The organism is Methylophaga sp. UBA4204 (assembly GCF_002379485.1).
In the GTDB taxonomy this organism is placed as follows: Bacteria; Pseudomonadota; Gammaproteobacteria; order Nitrosococcales; family Methylophagaceae; genus Methylophaga.
This window is the reverse complement of record NZ_DFTU01000022.1, coordinates 18,645-34,512: the sequence shown is the minus strand read 5'-3', so window position 1 is coordinate 34,512 and position 15,868 is coordinate 18,645. Positions and strand designations below refer to the sequence as shown.

The 15,868-nt window shown below is 45.2% G+C and carries 15 protein-coding genes; 13 read left to right on the top strand and 2 right to left on the bottom strand.

Annotated elements, in window-relative coordinates; translation table 11 throughout:
• Window positions 1-1,019: helicase HerA-like domain-containing protein (locus B3182_RS03060; RefSeq protein WP_292751484.1), on the top strand; the 1,019-nt coding region annotated here is incomplete at its 5' end.
• Window positions 1,020-1,027: 8 nt separating this feature from the next.
• On the opposite strand, the gene B3182_RS03055 is transcribed toward B3182_RS03060, so the two are convergent.
• Window positions 1,028-1,786 (bottom strand): lipopolysaccharide kinase InaA family protein, encoded by a 759-nt coding sequence (locus B3182_RS03055; RefSeq protein ID WP_292353978.1) that lies wholly within the window; start codon window positions 1,784-1,786, stop codon window positions 1,028-1,030.
• A 259-nt stretch (window positions 1,787-2,045) separates the two neighbouring features.
• Here B3182_RS03055 and ubiK point away from each other — a divergent pair, with 259 nt between their 5' ends.
• The 8 genes from ubiK (at window position 2,046) to B3182_RS03015 (ending at window position 8,051) form a co-directional block, all read left to right on the top strand.
• Window positions 2,046-2,294, top strand: coding sequence for a ubiquinone biosynthesis accessory factor UbiK (gene ubiK / locus B3182_RS03050; RefSeq protein ID WP_292353981.1), 249 nt, complete (start codon window positions 2,046-2,048; stop codon window positions 2,292-2,294).
• A gap of 37 nt (window positions 2,295-2,331) precedes the next feature.
• Window positions 2,332-3,084, top strand: a complete 753-nt coding sequence (locus B3182_RS03045; RefSeq protein ID WP_292353983.1) for a hypothetical protein — start codon at window positions 2,332-2,334, stop codon at window positions 3,082-3,084.
• A 46-nt stretch (window positions 3,085-3,130) separates the two neighbouring features.
• Window positions 3,131-3,445 carry a pyrimidine/purine nucleoside phosphorylase gene (locus tag B3182_RS03040; protein ID WP_136552894.1) on the top strand — a complete coding sequence of 105 codons (315 nt, stop codon included), beginning with the start codon at window positions 3,131-3,133 and terminating at the stop codon, window positions 3,443-3,445.
• A 183-nt stretch (window positions 3,446-3,628) separates the two neighbouring features.
• Complete coding sequence (gene phnC, locus B3182_RS03035) at window positions 3,629-4,477, top strand: phosphonate ABC transporter ATP-binding protein (RefSeq protein ID WP_292353987.1); 849 nt, start codon at window positions 3,629-3,631, stop codon at window positions 4,475-4,477.
• The gene (gene phnD, locus B3182_RS03030) at window positions 4,477-5,346 is read left to right on the top strand and encodes a phosphate/phosphite/phosphonate ABC transporter substrate-binding protein (RefSeq protein ID WP_292353989.1); all 870 of its coding nucleotides are present in this window, start codon (window positions 4,477-4,479) and stop codon (window positions 5,344-5,346) included. Before phnC ends, phnD begins: the two co-directional genes overlap by 1 nt.
• Before the next feature lie 9 nt (window positions 5,347-5,355).
• Entirely contained in the window at window positions 5,356-6,162 is an 807-nt protein-coding gene (gene phnE / locus B3182_RS03025) for a phosphonate ABC transporter, permease protein PhnE (RefSeq protein ID WP_292353991.1), read from the top strand.
• A gap of 9 nt (window positions 6,163-6,171) precedes the next feature.
• Window positions 6,172-7,188 carry a phosphonate dehydrogenase gene (locus tag B3182_RS03020; protein ID WP_292751481.1) on the top strand — a complete coding sequence of 339 codons (1,017 nt, stop codon included), beginning with the start codon at window positions 6,172-6,174 and terminating at the stop codon, window positions 7,186-7,188.
• On the top strand, window positions 7,176-8,051 hold the full coding sequence (locus B3182_RS03015) for a LysR family transcriptional regulator (RefSeq protein WP_292353994.1): 876 nt from the start codon (window positions 7,176-7,178) through the stop codon (window positions 8,049-8,051). The genes B3182_RS03020 and B3182_RS03015 overlap by 13 nt, the downstream gene beginning before the upstream one ends.
• A gap of 7 nt (window positions 8,052-8,058) precedes the next feature.
• On the opposite strand, the gene B3182_RS03010 is transcribed toward B3182_RS03015, so the two are convergent.
• Window positions 8,059-9,222 carry a DUF481 domain-containing protein gene (locus B3182_RS03010; protein WP_292353996.1) on the bottom strand — a complete coding sequence of 388 codons (1,164 nt, stop codon included), beginning with the start codon at window positions 9,220-9,222 and terminating at the stop codon, window positions 8,059-8,061.
• A 363-nt stretch (window positions 9,223-9,585) separates the two neighbouring features.
• On the opposite strand from B3182_RS03010, the gene B3182_RS03005 reads away from it, so the two are divergent.
• The 4 genes from B3182_RS03005 to B3182_RS02990 form a co-directional block, all read left to right on the top strand.
• Window positions 9,586-11,286: a methyl-accepting chemotaxis protein gene (locus tag B3182_RS03005; RefSeq protein WP_292353998.1), complete on the top strand. Its 1,701-nt coding sequence runs from the start codon at window positions 9,586-9,588 to the stop codon at window positions 11,284-11,286.
• Window positions 11,287-11,515: 229 nt separating this feature from the next.
• Window positions 11,516-13,642 carry a TonB-dependent siderophore receptor gene (locus tag B3182_RS03000; RefSeq protein WP_292751478.1) on the top strand — a complete coding sequence of 709 codons (2,127 nt, stop codon included), beginning with the start codon at window positions 11,516-11,518 and terminating at the stop codon, window positions 13,640-13,642.
• A gap of 163 nt (window positions 13,643-13,805) precedes the next feature.
• The gene (locus tag B3182_RS02995) at window positions 13,806-15,308 is read left to right on the top strand and encodes a YifB family Mg chelatase-like AAA ATPase (protein WP_292354001.1); all 1,503 of its coding nucleotides are present in this window, start codon (window positions 13,806-13,808) and stop codon (window positions 15,306-15,308) included.
• Between the two features lie 6 nt (window positions 15,309-15,314).
• Window positions 15,315-15,868: UvrD-helicase domain-containing protein (locus tag B3182_RS02990; RefSeq protein ID WP_292751476.1), on the top strand; the 554-nt coding region annotated here is incomplete at its 3' end.

The window sequence follows — 15,868 nt, the reverse complement described above, 5'->3', positions numbered from 1 at the left end:
CGGATCTGAAGGATTTACGTGCCATGCTGCAGTTCGTCGCTGAAAATGCAGGCGAATTCAGGACGTTATATGGCAATATTTCTGCGGCCAGTGTGGGGGCAATTCAACGCCGGTTACTGGTATTGGAAGAGCAGGGGGCGGACAAGCTGTTTGCGGAACCGGTATTAAATCTCGATGATTTGCTGCAAACCGATGTGCATGGCAAAGGCGTTATTAATTTGCTGACAGCCGATAAATTGATGCAGTCACCGCAGTTATACAGCACCTTTTTATTATGGCTGCTGGCCGAATTGTTTGATCAGTTGCCGGAAATCGGTGATCCGGAAAAACCCAAATTGGTGTTATTTTTTGATGAAGCGCATCTGATATTTGATGATGCACCCAAAGCACTGCTGGACAAGATTGAACAGGTGGTGCGATTAATTCGATCCAAAGGTGTTGGCGTCTATTTTGTGACGCAGAATCCGACTGATATTCCCGATAGTGTATTAGGTCAGCTGGGTAATCGTATTCAACATGCACTGCGTGCCTATACTGCCAAAGATCAAAAAGCAGTGAAAGCAGCGGCAGAAACCTTTCGTGATAATCCGGCGTTTTCCACCACGGAAGTGATTACTGATTTGGGCGTTGGAGAGGCGCTGGTATCAATGCTGGATGAAAAGGGGCGTCCGCAGATTGTGCAACGCACCATGATCAAGCCTCCTCAAAGTCAGATTGGACCCATTACGCCTCAGCAACGTCAGCAGTTATTGCGAAGCTCTCTGCTAGCCGGAGTGTATGACAAGATTTTGGATCGTGAGTCTGCCCATGAAGTGCTAGCTGAACGCGCTGAAAAAATGCAGCAGGCAGCTTTGGCAGAAAAGAATGAAGCAATGAAGGTAACGGTGAAACCATCGCGTGCGAGTAATCGTCAATCAATATTTGAAGCCTTTGCCAAAAGCGCGATGCGCTCGATTGGAAGCCAGATTGGTCGACGCTTAGTGCGTGGAATATTAGGTTCTCTGTTGAGAGGAAAATGATTTTTTAGTTATGTCGCTGACAATTCAGTAAAAATCATTTTACTTTTTGTGGCATTTTTCATTTGTAACTTTCGCCATAATTTTTTGGAACGGTTTGAAAGTTTTGCTTCCTGCTGATAAGCGCGGAAAAAAAACAGACGATCTTTTTCGGACCAGTTACCACCAGAGTGGCGATAAAGCGTAATCAAATCGCGATGAATGGCATTTTTTTTAAAAAGTTGCCATTTGAGCTTTTCCAGATCAATAAACCGGACTCGCCATGCACCATTCACATATTTAACAAAGATATGTTTTGGATACAGACAGTTGTGCTGGTAGTGATGCTGATGCATTAATCTCAGGTTTTTGGCAACTTCAGTGAGTAATGCACGTTTTTGCGGACGATCCAGTTTCAGTGAAGCGATATCCAGCGGTTGATAATCAGTAAGTGCCTTGGTCACCAGGATGGCTTTCATGCCACGCTGCCCAAAGAACAGCGCATTCAGGGTGGGGATATTTTTTTTGGTTAAACGCCTGATATTGCGGTATTCCTTGTAGAAGGTAGCTTGACCTTTAAAAGGATGTAATAGCGTTTTACTGGAGTGATTTTCCTGGCGTTTGATAAAAACCTCGACGGCTCCCGAATCAACCTGAATAGGTTGTTTTATAACGCCACTCCAGCCACCTCGACGTACGTTGGGTTCTTCAAACCAGTTGGTATAAAGGTGCCACAGTGAGTCAAAGTTAAGACTGCTTTTTTGGGAAGCTGAGTCGTCTGTAAGAAGCAATTTAGATACCGTCCTAGCGCCACTAATATAAACCAGTATCTGAGGATATTGCATAACCAAGTGAATATTCAAGTCATTTGTAATAGTTCTGTAATAAATAGTGTTATTTTTTTTTAGGATTACCGTTATAAACTCAGATTATTTTTGCGCTTTACGCTTTCAAGAGCAGATTTTTATTAGTCAAAACTGTCACCAAAATGTCAGTCTATTCTGCTTTACAGTAGAATAAGCTTGAGTAACCAAACTTAAAGGAAGCCTCATGATAGATCCGAAAAAATTCGATGAAATCGCCGACACTATTACCCGTGCCTTGCCACCAGGCTTACTGCAGATGCGTGAAGACGCTGAAAAGAATATTCGTGCTGCAATGAGCTCTACGTTTAACAAGCTGGATTTAGTGACCAGAGAAGAGTTTGAAGTGCAGTCGCAGGTGTTGCTACGTACCCGTGAAAAGCTGGAAGCTCTGGAAAAACGTGTAGAAGAACTGGAACAGCTCAATACAAAATAAACGTTTTACCATCACTAAAAAGGACGTTAGTAGAGAAATGAAAAAATCAGTGATTTTGATCCCATCAGCGCTGCTGGTGTTGATCATGCCAATGATGGCAGGTGTTCAGGCAGATACGTCTACACAATCTGCTGCTACGATCAGTCAAAACCATAAGCAAAGCCTTGAAGGACATTGGGTGGATACCTCAGGACGTGGGGTTTTAACCTTTGATAATGGCATCGCATTTTTATCACCAGCCGGTGAAGCTGATCCACAGAATACCTATCAGGTTGAATTATCAGCTGATGATCAGTTGACGATGATACCTGCAGAGGGCAGCAAAAAAACCAATAAAACCATTACCACCGAAGTGGACTGGCAGAAACAAAGCTTCAGTTTCAAAAATGGACTTTATAACTTTGTGCGTCCACCGCAGATAAGTGCACAGGAATTGGATAGCTATTGGCATGAAGAAGCTGATATGCAGGGCGCAAAGCATATCCGAGCCATGGAATATAAAGATAATGCCACACGCTACGATTACTATTGGTGGCGGGTTACCCAGGCATTGGGCACCTTTCAGAAAGGAGTTGATAGGGACGTACCGTTAAAAATGCAGCATGGTTTTGTGTTTACCGACCCTAAATCAAGCAGTCCCTATGTACATTATGCAATCAAAAAAGAGGGTGACACCATTCATTACGTAGATCGTAATGGTGCTACCTGGTCAGAAACCAAAACCGATACGCTTTACGTCTATGAAGTGCCAAAAGGCTTTAAAGAGATGAAAGACTGGATGACACCTTGATAACTCCGGCGTATATTTCTCCACATTTTTATCATTAGAGAATCCTATGTCTACATTTGAAAATGTCACGGTAACCCGTGAAGCCAATATCTATTTCGATGGCAAAGTCACCAGCCGCAAAGTCACCTTTGAGGATGGCAGCTATAAAACGCTTGGCATTATGATGCCGGGTGAATATAAATTTGGCACCGAGAAAGCCGAGTTAATGGAAATTCTCGCCGGCCAGCTGCGCTACCGTCTCGATGGCGACACCGAGTGGACACCGATTACCTACGGTCAGTCATTCAATGTACCGGCTAATTCATCATTTGATATCGAAATCACCGAATTAGTCGATTATTGCTGCAGTTATCTTGATTAAATTGTATTGAAAATGATTTTGCTAAACCGCCGTATGTTGCAGTACGGCGGTTTTTTTATGTCTTTTACCACACCTTCTGTCATTAAATCGTCATTTAACCTTCATTTATCGGTCATATACAAACCTTAGCATTCGATTGTGAACCGCAATACTGCGGTGCTAAATATTGCGAAAGGTGATGATATGACTGCAACCAAGACATCTCAATCGATTCTCTCAATTGATAATCTTGGTATTACCTATCCAGGTGGTATTGAAGCATTACGAACAACTTCAATCGACTTTCAAGCTGGCAAATTCAATGTACTGCTTGGATTATCAGGAGCCGGAAAATCGTCGTTATTAAGGGCACTGAATCATCTAGTCAAACCGACTTCAGGTAAAGTGATTTCAGCCGAATTCGGGGTATTGAACAATCAACGTACCCTGCGCCGACATCGCCGTAAAACCGCTATGGTTTTTCAGCACCATCAATTGATCCTGCGTCACACCGCTTTACAAAATGTGCTGATGGGTCGGCTGGGTTATCACTCATTCTGGCGTAGCCTTATGCCGATGCCTAAAAGCGATTTGGAGCTGGCATTACATTGTCTGGATAGGGTCGGGTTGGCGGATAAAGCCATGACGCGTGTTGATCAGTTATCTGGGGGGCAGCAGCAACGAGTCGGTATTGCTAGAGCCTTGGCTCAGCAGCCCACCATCATTCTGGCGGATGAACCCGTTGCCAGTCTGGATCCTGCTACTTCCGAAAAAGTCCTGTCTCAGCTGAAAAAAATCTGTGCTGAAGACGGTATCACCAGCATTGTGTCTTTGCATCAGCTTGAATACGCCAAACGTTTTGCCGATCGCATTATTGGTCTGGCCAATGCACAAGTGGTGTTTGATGCTGCCCCTGAACAGCTTGATGACAAACAACTGGCGTTGATTTACCAGCAACCTGCTGAAAAAAATAAGTCCACCCAAGATAGCCAACCCAAATCCTCCCCTGAACGTTTACCTACTAAAACTGCAACACAACTGGAGATTGCCTGATGAAACTGTTTAAACAATTACTGTTAGCGACATCCTTATTGGTCACTGCCGTTGCCCCAAGCATGGCGGCTGATGCTGACCCAGATCCGGATACGTTAAAAGTTGCCTTACTTCCCGATGAAAATGCGTCAGAGCTCATCAAGCGGAATCAACCGTTAAAAGACTATCTCGAATCCACGCTGAATAAAAAAGTAGAGTTGATTGTCACCACCGATTATTCCTCGATGATTGAGGCGATGCGATTTGGCCGTATTGATTTAGCCTATTTTGGACCACTTTCTTATGTGATGGCGAAATCGAAAAGTGAGATTGAACCGTTTGCTGCCATGGTGATAGATGGGGTGCCGACTTATCGTTCTATTCTGATTGCCAACGTCGATTCCGGTGTGGATTCATATGCGGATATCAAAGGTAAAAAAATGGCCTACGGTGACCGGGCTTCTACCTCCAGCCATCTCATCCCTAAAACGGTGCTGTTGGAAGAAGGTGGGATCGAAGCAGAAACTGATTATGAACAGCATTTTGTGGGAAGCCATGATGCCGTTGCAGTGAATGTGGCCAATGGAAATGCCGATGCCGGTGGCTTGTCTGAAGTGATTTTCAAGTATGTCGTAGAACGCGAACTGATTGATCCGGCGAAGGTAAAAGTGCTGGGTTACAGTAAGCCGTTTCCTCAATACCCTTGGGCCATGCGTTCAAACCTGAATGATGAACTGAAAGTACAAATCAAAGACGCCTTTATCAGTCTGGATGATGAAGAAGTGTTGAAGAACTTTAAAGCCGAGGGTTTTGCACCGATTACCGATGCAGACTATGACGTGATTCGTGATATGGGCAAATTACTGAATCTTGATTTTTCCAAGATGTAAGGTTGATTTATGACTACCCATGTCCTTGAACAATCAGAGGCACTGAAACGTTACAGCCAGCGCTGGAAAAAACAAACTCTGCAAGTGATGGCCTTATTGGCCATCATTCTGCTGGCAGCCTGGTATGTTGATGTCCTTAATTTTGAATTACTGGCGAATGGTTTGCCCGCTATTGGCACATTGGCCAGTGAATCATTTCCACCCGACTTTACCCATCTTCGTGACTGGTTTTCACCCTTATTGGATACCCTGGCGATGAGTATTGCCGGCACAGCAATCGCGGTGATGTTTTCAGTCCCGATGGCGTTTCTGGCTGCACGAAATACCTCACCACATGGTGTGGTGTTTCAACTGGCCCGGGTGGTATTAAATGCGTTGCGGTCGGTCCCAGAACTAATCATGGGGATTATTTTTGTTGCCGCTGTGGGATTTGGGGCATTACCCGGTGTCCTGGCTTTGGCACTGCATTCCATCGGTATGGTGGGCAAGTTCTTTGCTGAAGCGATAGAACATGTGGATGAAGCGCCCGTTGAAGCAGCCCGAGCAGCCGGCGCTTCGCCAATGCAGGTGTTATATCACGCCATTCTGCCACAAGTAATGCCTCAGTTTGCCGATGTGGCCATTTATCGCTGGGAATATAACTTCCGTGCTTCCACGGTCATGGGCATGGTCGGAGCCGGCGGCATCGGTTTTGAGCTGATGGGGTCGCTACGCATTATGCAGTATCAGGAAGTATTTGCGATTCTGCTGGTGATTCTGTTGATGGTTACGCTGGTTGACGCATTAAGCGGCGTGTTACGCAAAAAATTCAAGTAAAGGATGACAATGAAACCAAAACTGGTGATTACCCATAAAGTACATGATGAAGTGCTGGAAATGCTCGCACCGCATTGTGATGTGATAACCAATCAGACAACTTGCAGTCTTTCACGGCATGACACCATTCAGCTGGCAGCGGATGCGGATGCGTTAATGGTGTTTATGCCGGATCGGGTTGATGCTGATTTCCTAAAGGCCTGCCCGAAATTGAAAGTAATCGGTGCTGCATTAAAAGGTTACGACAATTTTGATGTGGAAGCCTGCACGGCGAACAATGTCTGGCTGACCTTTGTGCCGGATTTACTGACCGTTCCCACGGCTGAATTGACCATTGGTCTGATGGTCGGGCTGATCCGCCATATTCGGGCGTCCGATGAACATGTGCGAAGCGGTTATTTTAAAGGCTGGCGACCACAATTTTATGGGCTTGGCGTTGAAGGCTCTACCATTGCCATTATCGGCATGGGAGCGATTGCTCAGGCGATTGCTCAAAGGCTATCTGGCTGGGATGCAAAATTAATTTATACCGATCAGCAGCCTTTGTCTGCTAAAAAACAGGCGGCATTAAACCTGGAGTTTGTGTCACTGGATGAAGCGCTTGCACAGGCAGATATTGTGATTATGGCCTTGCCTTTAAACGCGCAAACGCAGCATTTAGTGAATGAACCGCGTTTAAAGCAGATGCAGTCCGGTGCGTTTTTGGTTAATCCTTGTCGCGGTTCAGTTGTCGATGAAGCTGCCGTTTTACGCATGCTGAGTAAGGGCCATCTGGCTGGGTATGCCAGTGACGTATTTGAAATGGAGGATTGGGCAAGAGCGGATCGACCAGGTGAAATCGATCAGGAGCTGTTGACGCATCCCAAAACACTATTCACCTCACATATCGGTTCAGCTGTAAGCAAGGTACGACTGGCCATTGAACAACGTGCCGCTGAAAACATTCTCAGCGTATTACGAGGTGAACAGCCACTTGATCCAGCAAATCAGTTATCTGACAAAAAGGAAATGTCATGCTCAACCTGATCTGGCTGAAAAGCCTGATAACCGTGATCGAGCAGCACAGTTTTCAGGCGGCGGCCAGTCAATTGGGTTTGGCTCAACCTACCATCACACAGCATATTCAAAAGCTGGAAGAAATGCTGAAGGTGTCACTGATTCAGCGAGGACGTAGTGGCTGCCAGCCGACAGAACATGCGTTAAGGTTGTTGCCTTATGCTGAGAGCATGTTACGTCTACAGGACAGAGCGTTACTGGCAATTAAGTCACCCAAGCTTAAAGTGGGCGCCAGTTCCAATATCGGTATTTATCTATTGCAGCCTTATTTACATGATTTCCTTCGCCATCAATCACAGGAGGAAGACAAGCTGGACTTACTGATTGATAACAATCCTACAGTTGCTGACAAACTGGAAAACGCTGAAATCGATATTGCCCTGATGGAATGGTGGTCATCTAAAGCCGGGTTTGAATCGCAAACCTGGAAAATAGAACCTTTGGTGTTGATTACACCCACGGATCATCCGCTGGCAAAGCTGCCATCAATAAGTAAATCAATTTTAGCCGGACTGGATTTGATAGGCGGTGAATCGGGGAGTGGAACAGGTCGATTGCTGAAAACGTATTTACAGGATTTTCAGCAGATGCCCAAAGTCACAATGCAACTAGGAAGCACAGAGGCTGTGAAACAGGCAGTTCGGGCGGGGCTGGGTATCTCACTGGTATTTGCCTCTGCCGTTGCCGATGAGGTAAGGCATGGAAGTTTATGCGCCATTCCGATTGAAGATAATGCTTTAAGAAAGTCCATCCAACTTGTCTGGCGACAACACCCGGCCGCTCAACAGAAACGGCCGGAGTTTGTCGATTATCTGCTACAGGATAATCCCTAGGGTCTGTTTACTCCCAATCGTAAACCAGATTCAGCCGATAATTGGTATCAGTCGTTTCAGCATCGCCGGCTGGTTGACTGTTGTACTGACTTCTCAGGCTGGCGCGTAGCTTCCAGGCTTCATCGTTGGTAATTGGCAATTCAGCGCCAAAATTAGTGACCAGCAGATAATTTTGTCCGGGGCTGCTAAACGAAGGGTAGTAAGTTAAATCGTGAAACAGATTCATTCGGCTATTGAGGTTGTAATTGGTTTCATAACCTAAAACGCCCGTTGGATCTTTTTCAGTGGTGCCATCAGAGTAACTTTCAAATCGATAACCGACACCGGCAAAGCCTTTAAAGACTAAATCCGGTTCCTGAATAAAAAATCGACCCAGACTGGCGGTGGCTATTGCCCGTAAATCCAGTTCTTCAAAATCATCAATCTCAAAATCGGCGCTGCCACGGGCAAAATAGTTTTCACTGATATCACGTTCTAATTTGATACCCGCCAGTTTCTCGTTCTCGGTTTGTTCGTCATCTTCCTTGGCATAATTGACTTCCAGGTACATGCCTAAACGTTCATTCACAGTTTCTCGGAAAAGCTCACCCCGACCGGTGACGGACATTCGATCAGTATTACCACTGGCTCCCTGAATACCAAATGCCAGATTACCGCTCCATGGATCCAGTAGTGCTTCGCGTTCCGCTCGGAGCTGTTGCACTTCGGCTGTATACGTTTCTTCCAATGCGGCTTTTTCCTGTGCCTGAGCTGTTTTGATTTGCTCAATTTCCTGCTGATATTGCTGTTCCAGTTGAGCATTCTGGGGTTGCACAGCATCTTTTTCCCACAGCGTATTAATCCGTTTTGGATCGATATCCACTGTACCAAATGCTGTACCAGTTAACTGGTGTTGCCCCTTATCATTAACAGTCAGCTGGCCCAGAACCCGATCACTACTATCAAGTTCAATAAGATGCTTCTGATCTGTACTGATTTGTGTCACTCGATTGAAATCAACGGTAACTTCATCGGCAAAAGCAGTATCCATAACCACTTTGCCTTCAGAAATCTGTTTAATAGAACCTTTAAGAATACTGCCATCATCGAGCAATATCTGATCCGCTGCGAGGCTGGTGGAAGTGAAAAGAAGAACGGTGGATATAGCGGTGCTCAATCGACGTTGAAGCATGATTTCTCCGTATTTGATTAAGGTCTTCCGTGAATCTCTTCCGATTATTTGATGGATTACCTTTGGTTCAAAAATGCTTTGCCAAGGATGCGAAACCGAAGCTTTATAAATTGACTGAAACGTTATTTTTAAAACAATTTATTCGCGGTCTGGAAAAACGACTCCCACAGACCCTAAAAAATAAAACGTGAAAATACTGTGAAAAAGAATATTCATTTTCTTCAAATGACGTTTGGCTGTTGTCTCTTTTGATAATTTTCACTTGGGAAAATTTCCTAGGTTTGCTGAAGCTGTGCCGTTATAATCTTTTGTTATATGGCATAACGCTTTAAGCCATCACCGAGCCCCTTATCAGGATAAACAATGAAGTTCATAAATAACCTGCCGATTGGCAAGAAAATTTTCACCGTGGTCATTGTTCTTGGGTTGACCCAACTATTGATAGCGGCTTTTGCAATTTTAAAAATGCAAGAAATCTCAGAAGAATTTTCGGTGATGAATGAGATGGTTATTCCACTTGAAAGACGCGTCGCCAAGACCAGCGAACTTCAGTACAAAAAAGCCGCTACCTTGCAGTCACTTTTGCTGGATGCCCGCTCTGGTGCGCCCAGAAGTATCATCAAGACCCATTTCGCAGAAATAGAAAATATAACCACAGAGAGTCAGCTTACCTTGGCTGAAACCGTCGGTATTCTTGAACAAGCCAAAAGCACAAACCTGCAAGCTGAAATGCTGGTGGATGTGACAAGCATGTCGGAAAATATTGAAACAATCGTTCAACAGCAACAGAACTATCAGGCTTATGTAGATGCAGCGATCAATGTCATCAAACGGGGGGGCAGCATGTCCGGCGGTGGTTATTTGTCTGAAGAGGAACAACGAGAACTAAAAACGATTGAAGCTGAATTATTCGTCACTCTGGCTGCGATGAAGGCGAGTATTGATAACATTTCACAACGTGCGGTCAGTAACGTTGAGCAGAAACAAAAAACCAGCATCCTTAGCCTGATAGCCATCGCTGCAGCATCATTATTACTTGGTGTCTTCATTTCAAAAATTATTATTAATAATATTGTCCGGCCCATCAAAGAGGTTATGAGTACCCTCAGCGCGATGGCACAGGATAACGATCTCACCAGAAGAATGACCTTCACCAGCAAAGATGAAGTCGGGGCGATGGGCAGTGTGTTTAATTCGTTCGTTGAAAAGCTTCAGGAGCTGGTGGTGGGGATTACATCTGCATCAGAGCAGTTATCGACCGCCGCGGAAGAAACCTCGGCAGTCAGCGAAACAACCAATACCAATATTGCCAAACAGAAAAATGAAACGGCGCAGGTTGCTACTGCTATCAATCAAATGACGGCAACGGTAGAAGAAGTGGCGGCCAATGCTGAGAAAGCATCAAATGCCGCCCGCAAAGGTGAAGCTGACTCTGAAGCAGGCAGAAATGTCGTTGAGCAAATCATGACATCAATTAATGCATTAGCCTCTGAAATCAATGATTCCTCCGGCGTGATTACCAAAGTGAAGACGGATAGCGAAAACATCGGTCTTATTCTGGATGTCATCAAAAACATCGCCGAACAAACAAACCTGTTGGCACTGAATGCTGCTATTGAAGCCGCCAGGGCAGGGGATCAGGGACGAGGTTTTGCAGTCGTGGCAGATGAAGTTCGTACACTCGCTCAACGCACTCAACAATCTACACAGGAAATCGAATCGCTTATTTCAACATTACAGGCCGGTTCAGATAATGCGGTTCAATCCATGGAGCAAAATCAGTCGAGTATTACACAACTAGTCGCCAAGGGCACTGAAGCCACAAGTTCGTTGCTGGCAATCACACAGTCAGTCCGTGCCATCACCGAGATGAATCTATCGATTACCACAGCAGCAGAAGAACAAAGCCATGTGGTAAACGATATCAACCGAAATATTCATACCATTCAACACGTGTCTGAAAGCACCGCAGAAGGCTCAGAACAAGTCTCCAAAGCCAGCCAGGAAATTGCCAAGTTAAGTGAAAAACTCACGGCGATGGTCAGGCAGTTTAACGTTTCATAAAACAATCGCGTAAACGTTTTCTTTAAATATAACCAGGGATTTGTTGATCTTCATAGTCACATTTGAATGATCAACAGACCCTTGAGGTCACAAACTTTATTTATTTGTAGATAATAATGAATATTATTTAGATTATTATTGACAGTAATTTTTGACTAGCTGATAATTTATCAATTCATCGTTGCTATACATGCGGCGATTCCTCTCCTCGTTAGTAAGTTGAAGATAAATGTCTCGCATTGATAATAAAAAAATCCCGTTAAAAGCTTTAAACACTAAGTCCCAACGTCATACTGCTGCTCTTCTCCTATGTACTCCATTAGTTGCTGTGTCTCTTAACGTGAATGCACAGGAAGAAAGCGATAAAGAAGTCTATCGGTTTGCCCCAATCATCGTTAATACTCAAGCCATGGCTGACGATGATGCAAATTCAATCGTCGCTCAGGAAATTTCGGTGGGTGGAAAAGTAGCGACCAGTATTCTGGATACACCTGCTTCTGTCTCAGTGATTACCGAAAAAGAAATTGAGCAACGCCATGCGAGCACTACAGAAGAAGTGTTGCAATACACGCCTGGCATTATCACGGATTATTACGGTACGGATGATCGTAATGATTATTTCCAGATCCGCGGCTTTTCAGCGACAACATATCGCGATGGTCTGACCTTAGGATCAATGCGAGGTGTGCGTGAAGATGCCTATGCCTTTGAGCGTGTTGAAGTGTTGCGTGGTGCTAACTCAACTTTGTTTGGGGCTGCTGATCCGGGTGGATCGGTCAATTTTGTCAGCAAAACGCCAAAATTTGAGCAGTTTGGCAGCGGTTATGCCCGTTATGGTTCATTTGACCACAAAGAGGTCGGTCTTGATGTCGGTGACACCTTAAACGAAGACAAAACGCTCGCTTACCGCTTTACCGGTAAATTTCAGGACAGTGAACGCGAATACGATTATTCCAAAGACGATAATGAGTTCTTTATGGGCGGCATTACCTGGGAGCCAACTGATTTCACCTCTGCGACATTATTATTGGATTACCTGAATCGCGATAGTACGCCTAACAGTGGTGGTTATCCTAAAGACAGGGAGTATGACCGCGATGAGTTTTATGGAGAACCCGATTTCAATTCTCAGGAAGTAGAACGCACCAGCATAACCGGCATGTTCAGCCATGACTTTGATAACGGTTTTATTGTTCGCGCTAATTTACGCTATAGCGATTTAACTGATGATTTTGGTTATGCTTATTTGACAGGCACTTCAAGCGCCGCAGGTGCAAACAGAGCTTATTTTGGGACAGACAGCCAAGCTCAGGAGCTAATAGGTAACGCAATTGTGCAATATGATGCTCGCTTTGAGCACTTTGATACAAGTACGCTTATTGGTGTTGAGTATCGTGATGCATCTACCGAAGATAGTAGTATTTATGACCCGAATGTAGTCGCACCTATTAATATTGCCAATCCAGTTTATAGCGGTATATCGAGTCTTCCAGCACCATATAGTGCAAATGATCAGGATTACACAACGGAGTCTATTTTCCTACAACAAAACCTGTCATTTGCTGAGCGTTTTATTGTTACGGCTGGAGTTCGTACTGATCACATGGATCTTTCAAGTACGGATATTACCGGATTCGAAAAGTCGGATAATTTAACTGAAACATCATTGCGTGGCGTTCTAACCTATAAAGTTACAGACGAGGTTTCCACTTATATCAGTATGGTTGAATCGGTTGCTCCTCCATCAATTGGTGTAAAACCAGAGCGTGGTAAGCAATATGAAGTGGGTCTGAAATTTGCTCCTGCTGGTTCTAACGCGCTTTACTCAATGGCTATCTATGATCTTACTAAAGACGATGTCACTATCGCTGTTGTTCAAGAAAATGGATCGATTGAACGGGAGACTATTGGTGAATCAAGAGTAAAAGGGCTGGATTTAGAGGCCAAAGTAGAATTAAGCGATAGTTTCAGCTTAACCGGTGCTTATTCTTACATGGAGACAGAAGTAGTAAGCGGCACCTTACGTGATGGCTCTTCTATTAAAGGCAATGAGTTTACATCTGCACCAAAACAAATGGCATCGGTTTGGGGGCATTACACATTTCCTGCTCGGGATATGAGTTTGGGCCTTGGCGTTCGTTATACCGGCTCGTACTACTTCGATGCAGTGAATTCAGCAAAGAGCGATTCAGCTACATTGGTTGATTCTTCATTCAGTTACGAGTTTTACCAAAATACCGATTTAACGGTTTATGTACGTAACCTGTTTGATGAGCAACACGTAGTGGGATCCGGTACGGCCAATTATTACAATCCAGGCCGTGAAGTCCTGGCTACAGTTAACTATAACTGGTAAATCCATCAGCTAATCAAGAGGTCAGACATTTAACAATGTCTGGCCTCTTTTTTATTGTTGATATAGGAAACTGATAACCAGGTTTGATTAAGCCGGGATTGGTCTTCATTACATAGCGCTAATCGTCTAGAATCGATTTACACTAATTTTCCAGGGAAGGAATATGAGTATTGCCACGGTTTACAGTCGTGCTTTGACCGGTATTTATGCTCAGGCAGTGACGGTTGAAGTACATCTTTCCAATGGTCTGCCCAGTTTGTCGATTGTGGGTATGGCGGAAACAGCGGTTAAGGAAAGCAAGGATCGCGTTCGATCGGCATTGATTAATTCTCAGTTCAATTTTCCTCAGCAACGTATCACTATTAATCTGGCTCCTGCAGATTTGCCCAAAGAGGGTGGACGGTTTGATTTACCGATTGCGTTGGGCATTCTGGCGGCTTCAAATCAAATTCCGGTGCAATCGTTAAGTGGTATGGAGTTTATCGGTGAACTCGGTCTTACCGGTGAACTGCGTGGTGTTCGCGGTGTATTACCAACTGCATTAGCCACATCTGAGGCTAACCGACAATTAATGGTGCCGTTTGAGAATGCTGAAGAGGCGGCGCTGACTGAACAGGGTGAGAGTTTTGCTGCTAAGAGCTTGTTGGAAGTCTGTGCACATTTGCATGACCAATTGCGTTTATCGACCAATATAAATCAACAGAAACATAGTCAAAATAATTATGCCGATTTAGCAGATGTGCGTGGCCAGGCATCTGCCAGACGGGCATTGGAAATCGCAGCTGCTGGATCACATAGTCTACTTTTTGCTGGTCCGCCCGGAACCGGAAAAACTATGCTGGCTAGTCGGCTTCCAGGAATCCTGCCGCCGATGACTGAGCAGGAAGCGATTGAAACGGCGACTATTCATTCAATATCGTCTGCCGGATTTGAGGTAGAAAACTGGATGCAGCGTCCTTTTCGGGCGCCACATCACACCGCTTCTGCTGTGGCCTTAGTCGGTGGAGGCAGCCAGCCTAAACCGGGCGAGATTTCGCTGGCTCATCAAGGTGTGCTGTTCCTTGACGAGTTACCGGAGTTTGATCGTAAAGTATTAGAAGTTTTACGTGAGCCAATTGAATCTGGGAAAATAACTATTTCCCGCGCCGCTAATCAAGCGGAATTTCCCTCTAAATTTCAATTGGTTGCCGCAATGAACCCCTGTCCTTGTGGTTATCTGGGGCAGGCAAGATGTCATTGCACAGAAGAGCAAGTCAGGCGCTACCGTGGTAAGATCTCCGGCCCGTTATTGGATCGCATTGATATGTTGATGGAGGTGCCGGCAGTGGATAAAAAACTGTTGCGACCTCAGCCTGATGATGTCCCGCCGGAATCCAGTGAAGTGGTTCGTCAGCGAGTGATTCAGGCACGACAGATTCAACTGGAGCGTGCCAATAAAGCCAATGCGTCCCTGCAACATAAAGAACTAGAGGTTTTTTGCACCTTGTCAGATCAGGATTTTCAATTAGTAGAAAAAGCCATCAGCCGTTTTGGTCTGTCGGCCCGTGCCTATCATCGTATTTTAAAAGTGGCCCGCACCATTGCTGATTTGGCCGGTTCACCCGACATTCAAACAGTCCATTTAACAGAAGCCATCGGCTATCGACGCCTCGACACAGCGAATTAATATTTAGTGAAAGATCTCAATCCGGAACAGCGGGAAGCTGTGCGTTACATCGATGGACCGTTGTTAGTGTTAGCTGGTGCCGGCAGTGGCAAGACGCGGGTTATTACCCGCAAGATTGCCTATCTGATCGAGCAGTGCGGCATCAAAGCCAGCAATATCGCCGCCGTTACCTTTACCAACAAAGCCGCTCGTGAGATGAAGGAGCGGGTTGCGGAGCTGATGTCTACCCGACAAGCCTCAGCACGTGGTTTGATGGTCTCCACATTCCATACGCTTGGATTGAATATCCTGCGTCGTGATGGCAAATCATTAGGCTATCGTCCGGGTTTTTCCATTTTTGATGCGCAGGATTCACTGGCAGTTTTCCGCGATCTGATGGGACGCGATTTTGCGGCTGACAGCGATCATGCCCAGGAAGTACAAAATCTGATTTCAAACTGGAAAAACCAGCTGATTCTGCCCGAACAAGCCGCCCAGATTGCTGATGGGGCTCAAGAGGAATTTGCTGCCAGGGTTTACCCACGTTACGTGCAGGCATTGCAGGCCTATAACGCTGTGGA